Source organism: Wolbachia endosymbiont of Glossina morsitans morsitans, assembly GCF_000689175.1.
Taxonomy (GTDB): Bacteria; Pseudomonadota; Alphaproteobacteria; order Rickettsiales; family Anaplasmataceae; genus Wolbachia; species Wolbachia pipientis.
Genome location: NZ_AWUH01000148.1, coordinates 6,958 through 14,893, shown reverse-complemented (window position 1 = coordinate 14,893; position 7,936 = coordinate 6,958). Strand labels below are relative to the sequence as shown.

Sequence of the window (7,936 nt, the reverse complement as noted above, 5' to 3'; positions counted from 1 at the left end):
TTCTGGTTCTACTGAGAGTATCACTGAAGCAGCAAACGCAATTGCTATTAACCCTCGATATTTTCTCTCTATCATTATTGCAACGAGTACTAAAATCACCATGATGTAGGCACGCTGAGCAGAAATTTGCATACCGGTAATCAACAAATAAAACGTGGTTGGCAAGATAGTAAGGAATGCAGATATTTTCTTGGTGTTATACTTAAGAGTCAAAGTTTCAGATATTGCGAATAAATTACGAAACACTACAAAAAACAGACCAGCAACGAATGATAAATGCAAACCAGATATGGCAAACAAATGTGCTGTACCTGAATCTCGTATCGCGTCCATAGTTTTTTGATCTATGCCATCTTTTTTACCGATCAGTAATGCAGAGATTATATCCGCATGTGGTTTCTTGATATTTTGCTGCAGGTTTTCATAAATGTATTGACGGAAAGATTCTATATACTCTAGAAATTGCCTTGCTTCAGCCTTTTTGTGCAGGGCTATTTTGCTTGTTGCAAAGCCTGTTGCACTTATTTTCTGGTAATATGCTATTCTTGCAAAATCGTATGCATACTCCGAGGGCACAATCTTTAGAGGGAAGAGTTTTGCTGATAATTTTACTTGATCGCCTATTTTAATGCCTTTTTCCACTTTGGTTCTAACTGATATTCTGATGTTATCTAGAGCTCTATCCGGTGTCATTCCAGCGCGTGACGCTGGAATCCATATCTTTTTTTTCTGGATCCCAGTATCAAGTACTGGGATGACAAAAGGGGGCACTGGGATAACAGGAGAGGATTTTGAGATAGTAGGGGATTTTTCAACAGAAAGCAGAAATTGTTTATATGAGCCCCTGTCGTTAATATCCTTCACTGTGGCAACGATATCTTTTACATATCTCTCTTTATCAAGAATTTGAGTATCAACTAAAGCTGTTCTTAATTTACTAGCTGTAAATCCTATGAGCACTGCAATTAAAGCGATACACAATATCGCGTACCTTTTATACAATATCGCAATCAAAATTAGTGTGGGTAAAAGCAAAAGAAAAATAGATATGCAGCTTGGTTCAAAACTTAGGGAAAAATAGGTTAGAATTCCTACACACTGAAAAACAGGAAACCACAGTATCAAGTTATATTGTTCATTGCGCAGATTGTTACGTATATAACTAACTATTATGTCAAGAAAAGTTAATAAGTGTGTCGATATTTGCATGTGGTGAAATTTTATTTTTCTTTTTTCATTATTTGTATATATAATAACTAAATAAGCAACGACGCGGGATGGAGCAGCTCGGTAGCTCGTCAGGCTCATAACCTGAAGGTCGTAGGTTCAAATCCTACTCCCGCAACCATTTTTAAGGATATAGTTGTTCCACTTTCCAATCGCTTCCCTCAACAAGAGTGTATCTAAATCTAATGTGCTTCCTATATTCACCTTCTTGCCAAAATTCAATTACTTTTGGGATTACACAAAATCCCACCCAAAAATCAGGACGAGAAACTTGTGTATTGTGAAATTCTTCTTCCTTCAATTTTATAGCTTGCTCAAAATCTTGCCAATCTTTCAGAATGCTCGATTGTTTTGAGCACCATGCGCTAATTTGACTACCCAGCGCTCGAGAAGAGAAGTATTTGTCAGTTCTTTCATCGTTTAGAAGTTTAATCTCCCCTTCAATTCGTACTTGCCTAGCAAATTCTATCCAATGAAACACTAACGCAGCTTTGGGGTTCTCAGTCAATTCTTTCCCTTTTTTACTGTTTATGTTAGTGAAAAACACAAAACCTTCTTTACTATATTCCTTTAGTAATACTACTCTTGCAGATGGAATGTAGTCTTTGCTACAAGTTGCTAGCGTCATTGCAGTTGGTTGTTTACACGGAGAATTAAGTACTTCTTTATACCACTTTGAAAATAAATCAAACGGATCTTGTTCGGGTGAAAATATCATATCAAAAAATAAAATCTTAATTCTGGCACGCGTTGCAAAAATAAGTGCTACGGCCATTTTGTCGTATAAGTGTTATGATATTATTGCAAATCTTGCAAGGTTTTTGAACTTTACCATATACGTAAAAGTTATTTTGAAAGTATCCAGCAGATCCAGATGGCTGTGCATAATCTTTCAGTGTTGAACCGCCTGCAGCAATTGCATCACTCAGAGTATTTTTTATTTCAGCAGCAAGTTTTTTGCACTCTCTATAGGTCAAGTCTTTTGCTGACCTGAGTGGTGATATGCGGGCTCTAAACAAACTTTCAGAAGCATATATATTCCCTACGCCAACTATTAATTTATTATCCATTAATGCTGATTTGATATTCACTTTTTTGTTTTTCAGCAACTCCTGTAAATAATCTCCACTGAATTCATCCGTGAGGGGCTCTATTCCGAAATCCGTCAAAAAATTTATTTCTTGTTCTTTGCTTAAAGTAATAACTAATCCAAATCTTCTTGGATCATTAAAGATTATTGAAGTATTATCGGAAAATAAAAATACCACGTGATCGTGCTTATTCCGCACTTGATCGTGGTCAGCATATATAAGCTTTCCGCTCATGCCAAGATGTATGATGACAGCCATACTATCATCTGTATTCGAGATTATGTACTTACCTCTACGTTTAATATCATTTATGACTCTGCCCTTTAGCACATCATCAATATTTTTTGTTATTGGGGCACGTAAATTCCAATTATTAACTATGACATTACTAATTTGCTTGTTTTTAATTTTATCAAGCAAAAAATTAGAGATTACTTCCACTTCCGGTAATTCTGGCATCTTGTCTACTCTGTTGCTGCTTTTTTCTTTTTAAAATATTTTGCTTTAAAGCTTTCGCTAATCTTTTTCTCTCTTCTTCTTTTTCCTTATTTTTTTTATGTTATTCATTATCATAATATGTGAACTTGCCGTTGTAGCTCAGGTGGTAGAGTACGTCATTGGTAATGACGAGGTCCCAAGTTCGAATCTTGGTAACGGCACACTGATTATACTTATGATATTGCATAACTTGTAAGCAAGGCTTAAAAGAAAGTTAAAGAGGTAAGTTGTCATGCTTTTTCCATATCCTTTCTACCTTCTTGTTTTTGAGTAGCTCTAATGCTTTATAAAAGTGATACCTTGTTTTACTTGGCACTATAATGTCATCAATGTATCCATGTGATGCAGCAAAAAATGGATTAGCGAACTTTTCTTTGTATTCTTTAATTAACGTTTGCTGATCTTTTTCGTGTCGAAATATAATCTCAACTGCACTTTCAGGGCCCATCACAGCTATTTCAGCAGTTGGCCAGGCATAATTTATATCACCTTTTAGATGTTTCGAATTCATAACAATGTATGCACCACCATACGCTTTTCTAGTGATAAGGCTAATTTTCGGCACGGTCGCTTCAGCGTAAGCGTAAAGCAGTTTCGCTCCGTGTTGTATTATATTATTGTATTCTTGATTTGTACCCGGCAAAAATCCTGGAATATCAATAAGTGTGATGATCGGAATGTTAAATGCGTCACAAAACCTTACAAACCTCGCAGCTTTTCTTGAAGAATCAATATCCAAACATCCTGCAAGGTGCATAGGTTGATTTGCAACAATACCGACAGTATTTCCTCCAATTCTACCAAAACCAGTTATGATATTACGAGCAAAATCAGGTTTCAGTTCAAAGAAATTCCTTTCATCACAAACTTTTTCAATGAGTTCATACATATCATAAGGGGTATTAGGATTGGTAGGAATTAGAGTGTTTAAGGATTCATCAATGTCGTCAACATCATTACAGATTGGTGCAGATTTTGGTGATTCTTGATTATTTGCTGGTAAGAAAGTAAAGAATTCACGCATTTTTAGCAGCATTTCAACATCATTATTGAATGCAAAATCCGCTACTCCTGTTTTGCTTGTATGAATTTTTGCTCCACCGAGGTCTTCGAAACTTACGTCTTCGTAGGTAACCTTTTTTACTACATCTGGCCCGGTTATAAACATATATGAACTGTTTTTCACCATGAAAGTAAAGTCAGTTAATGCTGGGGAATAAACTGCACCTCCTGCACATGGGCCCATAATTAAAGAAATTTGTGGTATAACACCCGATGCATTTACGTTTCTTTGAAAAATTTCTCCATAACCAGCAAGAGAATTTACTCCTTCCTGAATTCTGGCTCCACCAGAATCATTTAGTCCGATAATTGGAACTCTGGCATTAATTGCCATATCCATAATTTTGCATATTTTTTTTGCATGTGACGCACCAAGTGAACCACCAAAGACAGTAAAATCCTGAGAATAAACAAAAACTTTTCTGCCATAAATAGTACCATGACCAATCACTACCCCATCACCTAAAAAATTAGCATTTTGCATGCCAAAATCATTTACATGATGTTTTACGAATTTATCGTATTCTGCAAAAGAACTTTCATCGAGCAATATACTGAGCCTTTCTCTAGCAGTTAATTTCCCTTTTTCATGTTGTTTGGTAATCCTGTCAGAACCGCCTCCTTTTTCAGCTTCTAGTGTCTTTGGTTTTTAGATTTTCTAGTATCTTAAAGTCTTGCATACAATAAAGTAGTTTTCAAATTAGTTGTAGACTTTATTAAGTTTACAAACCCTACTAACTATACACATACACTATTGCTATATGCAACAATGTATGTATGATAATTGTTAATGCTCTGGTGATTCATGGTCACTACTTTGAAAATGTTGCGATGTGTCAATACTTTTCGTATTAGAAAGAGGTGGATTAACTGCACTGCTTTTCGTTTGTGCAAAACTTTTAACAGCCTCAACAACCTTGCTTATATGAGGTTCTTTTTCTAGCTCTTTTAGGTACTTTGAGAAGATTTCACAACTTTTGTCATCCATATGTACCGTTATTTTACCAAAACTTTCAGCTTTTTCAGAAGATAAAATCATTTCGATCTTTTCATCGCCTACCCTAAAGGTCATTTTTACTTTGCCTTGCATATCATGATATTGCCAGCTTTTTATTCAGATTAGATTATCTCCTTCTCCTATTCGCAATGCACCATATTCTAAGTCCTTAAATTCCGGGGAGTTCATAAAATTTTGCAGGAGTGATCACACTTTTTTCTGGACACTGTACATAATAAAATTTATTATCTCTTTCTACTACAATTCCTTTTTTTTTGTCATTTTCAATACTATCACTTACAATTTGTTTTAGACGTGACAAATATTCGCCGCGTTCTTTCAGTATATCTTCTGGCAATAATCTCCGAACTTCTTGGCTCACATCAGTGCCTGTTGAAACTAGATTAAACATTTCTAACATAAGAGGCCGTAGTTTTTCTTTTCCAGTCTCAGTAACATTTTTATCTTGCTCCATGAGGTGGTATAAGATCAGTATCGAATAATCTATTATTGATGACTTTTTTCTCCTTGGAATACGTCAACACTAAACATGACCTTGTGCTTTTTTGCATCGTCTATAGATTTTTGAAGTCTCTTTGCTATGTTTTCGATAGCTTCATCATTAGGTAAGTGTTCAGGCAATGGCGTCAACTTAAGGAAAAATATCAGCGATAGTGTATAAAATTTCTCTCCAAATTTTTTATCATTAAATTATCCAAAGAGTGCAAGGGACAGCACTTTTGTTTCTGTATTATTTCAACAAAGAAGTCTAAAATGTGTCCTTTTTAGGTGAAATATACAAAAAGGAAAAAACCTTATTCTACAAATTAAAAATATAATGTACTCGAAAACTTTTCAGAAAATCCTTTGTGTTGAGTTTTACACGAACAAGAAAACTTCCTTTTTCGACAGTATTTTCTATGATTTTAAAGTTAGTTAAAAAAAGTTTGGGAATAGAATGTGAACTTATGAAGCCATTGACATGTACCCTCAAAGCAAGTTTTTTCTAAAGCAAGGTATAAGATTTGCCATACAGGCTTTCAAGAATTTAAGCATCCAAACAGCCTATCAGGATGAACCTGAGTTGGAGAGGCTATAGACTTATTGCAGCAGATGGTTCTGGTATGAGATTACCCAGCTCTGGGGAAATTGTATCCGAGTTTGAACCAAATGGAACAACAGGCACCATTGGCAATTTGTTTGTTGATTTGTGTACTTCATTGATTTGCAGTGCTCGTCTTGCAGCTTGGAATATAGGTGAACAAACGTTGACGGCAGAGCAATTACCCGAAGTTATCACTCAAATGCGTTTATTATAGCCTTTCTTATAATAGTCCGAATGCGATAAGATATGTGTTTATGTCTATAGCAGGCCAGTAGCATATTACGGTCTGTTCGGATTATTGTAAAAAGAGCTATAAAATCCGACCGGGACAGCCGCAATAAAGTAGATAAGCCTAAACGCCATCATGTCTTTAGGAGAGTTTGCTAATGAAAATTCTTAAGTTGACGTCATTGGCTGAATGGATACGATTTATTTCAGTGCACGAGCTGGTCCTTTTCGGATTTTAGCGCTGTGTACATAACTGCACGAACGTCTAGTTTAGGGGTAAGAAAAATTAGGGCCTGCAAATTAATCCAAACACATAAGTGTAGTGTTACCACCAAATGCTGTAGTGTTAACACTTACAACTTTTTCTGTAGAAAAACGCTGTAAATAATGAGAACCACCAGCTTTTGGCCCAGTGCCAGATAGTCCTCTACCACCAAATGGTTGTATCCCAACTGCTGCACCTATCTGGTTACGGTTGATGTAGACATTTCCAACTGATATTTTTTTACTTATAGTATCAATTTGACTTTGTATACGACTCTGCAAAGAAAACGTGAGTCCATATCCAGTACTATTTATATCACTTATAACTTCATTTAATTCTGACTTGTTAAAACGTATGATATGTAAAATAGGACCAAATACTTCTTGCATTAATTGCGAAATTTTTTGTATTTCATAAATATATGGAGGAAAGAAATAACCATTATGAGAATTTGTATCCATGGGTACTTTAAATAACAGATTTGAATCTTCGTCCTCTGACATTTTTTGCGTATGTTGAGTTAGCATATCGATAGATGCTTTGTCAATTATTGGACCAATATCAGTACTAAGTTGTATTGGGTCACCAATCTTGAGTTCTTGCGCTGCACCGCATATCATTTTTATCTGCTTCTCTGCTATGTCCTCTTGAATAAACAGCACTCTAAGTGCAGAACAGCGTTGACCACTGCTACGAAACGCAGAAAGCAAAGCATCCATAGCCACTTGCTCTAAAAGAGCAGAGCTATCAACTATCATAGCATTGAGCCCTCCTGTTTCAGCAATAAGTGGCACAATAGGACCATCCCTATTTGCAAGCATTTTATTGATTATTTGAGCAGTTTGTGTTGAGCCAGTAAAAGCTACTCCGGCAATTCTATTGTCTGGAACTAATATTTTGCCTAAATATCCACCATCCCCAGGAATGAGGTGTAACACATTCTTTGGTATCCCAGCTTCATGTAGTATCTTAACAGCTTCGTAGGCAATAATCGGCGTTTGCTCTGCCGGTTTTGCCAGCACTGCATCACCTGCTGCAAGTGCAGCTGAGACCTGCCCAATGAAGATAGAGAGCGGAAAATTCCACGGTGATATGCATAAGAAAACTCCTCTGCCTTCAAAAAAGATGAAGTTATCTTCACCTGTTGGGCCCGGCAATTTTTTCCAGTCGCTCAGTTCATTTTTTGCTATCATTGCATAATAACGCAGAAAGTCGATTGCCTCTCTTACTTCTGCTATTGCATCGGATAAAATTTTTCCTGCTTCCACAATCAGAATGTAAATTAACTCTTTCATCCTTTCCTCAAGCAAACCTGCAGCTTTTTCAAGGCATTTAGCGCGCTCTTCTGCTGAAACATTCTGCCACTTAGCAAAAGCACTGTGTGCTATTTCAAGAGCGTTTAAAGCTTGATCGCTTGTTGCACTTGACACTTCTCCAATTACATTTTCCAAATGTGCAGGATT

Annotated in this window: 9 protein-coding genes, 2 tRNA genes and 1 pseudogene; 3 read left to right on the top strand and 9 right to left on the bottom strand. The window is 36.2% G+C overall.

Annotated features, from left to right (window positions below):
* A partial coding sequence (locus WGMM_RS03870; protein WP_038250332.1) for a ComEC/Rec2 family competence protein occupies positions 1-1,209 on the bottom strand: 1,209 nt, incomplete at its 3' end.
* A 62-nt stretch (positions 1,210-1,271) separates the two neighbouring features.
* Here WGMM_RS03870 and WGMM_RS03865 point away from each other — a divergent pair.
* A tRNA-Met gene (locus WGMM_RS03865) sits at positions 1,272-1,348 on the top strand.
* Between the two features lie 3 nt (positions 1,349-1,351).
* Here the strand turns inward: WGMM_RS03865 and pdxH are convergent.
* Together pdxH and mutM are read right to left on the bottom strand one after the other, a co-directional pair.
* Positions 1,352-1,945, bottom strand: a complete 594-nt coding sequence (pdxH, locus tag WGMM_RS03860) for a pyridoxamine 5'-phosphate oxidase (protein WP_038250194.1) — start codon at positions 1,943-1,945, stop codon at positions 1,352-1,354.
* Between the two features lie 16 nt (positions 1,946-1,961).
* Positions 1,962-2,777: a bifunctional DNA-formamidopyrimidine glycosylase/DNA-(apurinic or apyrimidinic site) lyase gene (gene mutM / locus WGMM_RS03855; protein ID WP_038250322.1), complete on the bottom strand. Its 816-nt coding sequence runs from the start codon at positions 2,775-2,777 to the stop codon at positions 1,962-1,964.
* A gap of 127 nt (positions 2,778-2,904) precedes the next feature.
* On the opposite strand from mutM, the gene WGMM_RS03850 reads away from it, so the two are divergent.
* A tRNA-Thr gene (locus WGMM_RS03850) sits at positions 2,905-2,977 on the top strand.
* A 53-nt stretch (positions 2,978-3,030) separates the two neighbouring features.
* Here WGMM_RS03850 and WGMM_RS03845 read toward each other — a convergent pair.
* The 4 genes from WGMM_RS03845 to WGMM_RS07135 all read right to left on the bottom strand — a co-directional run bounded on the left by WGMM_RS03845 (position 3,031) and on the right by WGMM_RS07135 (position 5,517).
* The gene (locus tag WGMM_RS03845; RefSeq protein ID WP_128080212.1) at positions 3,031-4,482 is read right to left on the bottom strand and encodes an acyl-CoA carboxylase subunit beta; all 1,452 of its coding nucleotides are present in this window, start codon (positions 4,480-4,482) and stop codon (positions 3,031-3,033) included.
* Between the two features lie 183 nt (positions 4,483-4,665).
* Positions 4,666-4,968, bottom strand: a complete 303-nt coding sequence (locus WGMM_RS06825; protein ID WP_240991897.1) for a hypothetical protein — start codon at positions 4,966-4,968, stop codon at positions 4,666-4,668.
* Positions 4,969-5,044: 76 nt separating this feature from the next.
* Positions 5,045-5,350 carry a hypothetical protein gene (locus WGMM_RS06820; protein ID WP_010963065.1) on the bottom strand — a complete coding sequence of 102 codons (306 nt, stop codon included), beginning with the start codon at positions 5,348-5,350 and terminating at the stop codon, positions 5,045-5,047.
* Between the two features lie 32 nt (positions 5,351-5,382).
* Positions 5,383-5,517: a hypothetical protein gene (locus tag WGMM_RS07135; RefSeq protein ID WP_255324782.1), complete on the bottom strand. Its 135-nt coding sequence runs from the start codon at positions 5,515-5,517 to the stop codon at positions 5,383-5,385.
* Between the two features lie 154 nt (positions 5,518-5,671).
* Here WGMM_RS07135 and WGMM_RS05825 point away from each other — a divergent pair.
* Positions 5,672-6,191: pseudogene (locus tag WGMM_RS05825) on the top strand (transposase); the annotation flags it as partial.
* On the opposite strand, the gene WGMM_RS06815 reads toward WGMM_RS05825, so the two are convergent.
* Both WGMM_RS06815 and putA read right to left on the bottom strand, forming a co-directional pair.
* Positions 6,172-6,318 (bottom strand): hypothetical protein, encoded by a 147-nt coding sequence (locus WGMM_RS06815; protein ID WP_240991899.1) that lies wholly within the window; start codon positions 6,316-6,318, stop codon positions 6,172-6,174. The pseudogene WGMM_RS05825 and the gene WGMM_RS06815 sit on opposite strands and share 20 nt — an antisense overlap.
* Before the next feature lie 190 nt (positions 6,319-6,508).
* Positions 6,509-7,936: bifunctional proline dehydrogenase/L-glutamate gamma-semialdehyde dehydrogenase PutA (gene putA / locus WGMM_RS03830; RefSeq protein ID WP_038250321.1), on the bottom strand; the 1,428-nt coding region annotated here is incomplete at its 5' end.

Bases quoted from the DNA above. Each gene is read 5' to 3' on its own strand.
- pdxH (WP_038250194.1), bottom strand. From the start codon at position 1,945: ATGATATTTTCACCCGAACAAGATCCGTTTGATTTATTTTCAAAGTGG.
- mutM (WP_038250322.1), bottom strand. From the start codon at position 2,777: ATGCCAGAATTACCGGAAGTGGAAGTAATCTCTAATTTTTTGCTTGAT.
- WGMM_RS06825 (WP_240991897.1), bottom strand. From the start codon at position 4,968: ATGCAAGGCAAAGTAAAAATGACCTTTAGGGTAGGCGATGAAAAGATC.
- WGMM_RS06820 (WP_010963065.1), bottom strand. From the start codon at position 5,350: ATGGAGCAAGATAAAAATGTTACTGAGACTGGAAAAGAAAAACTACGG.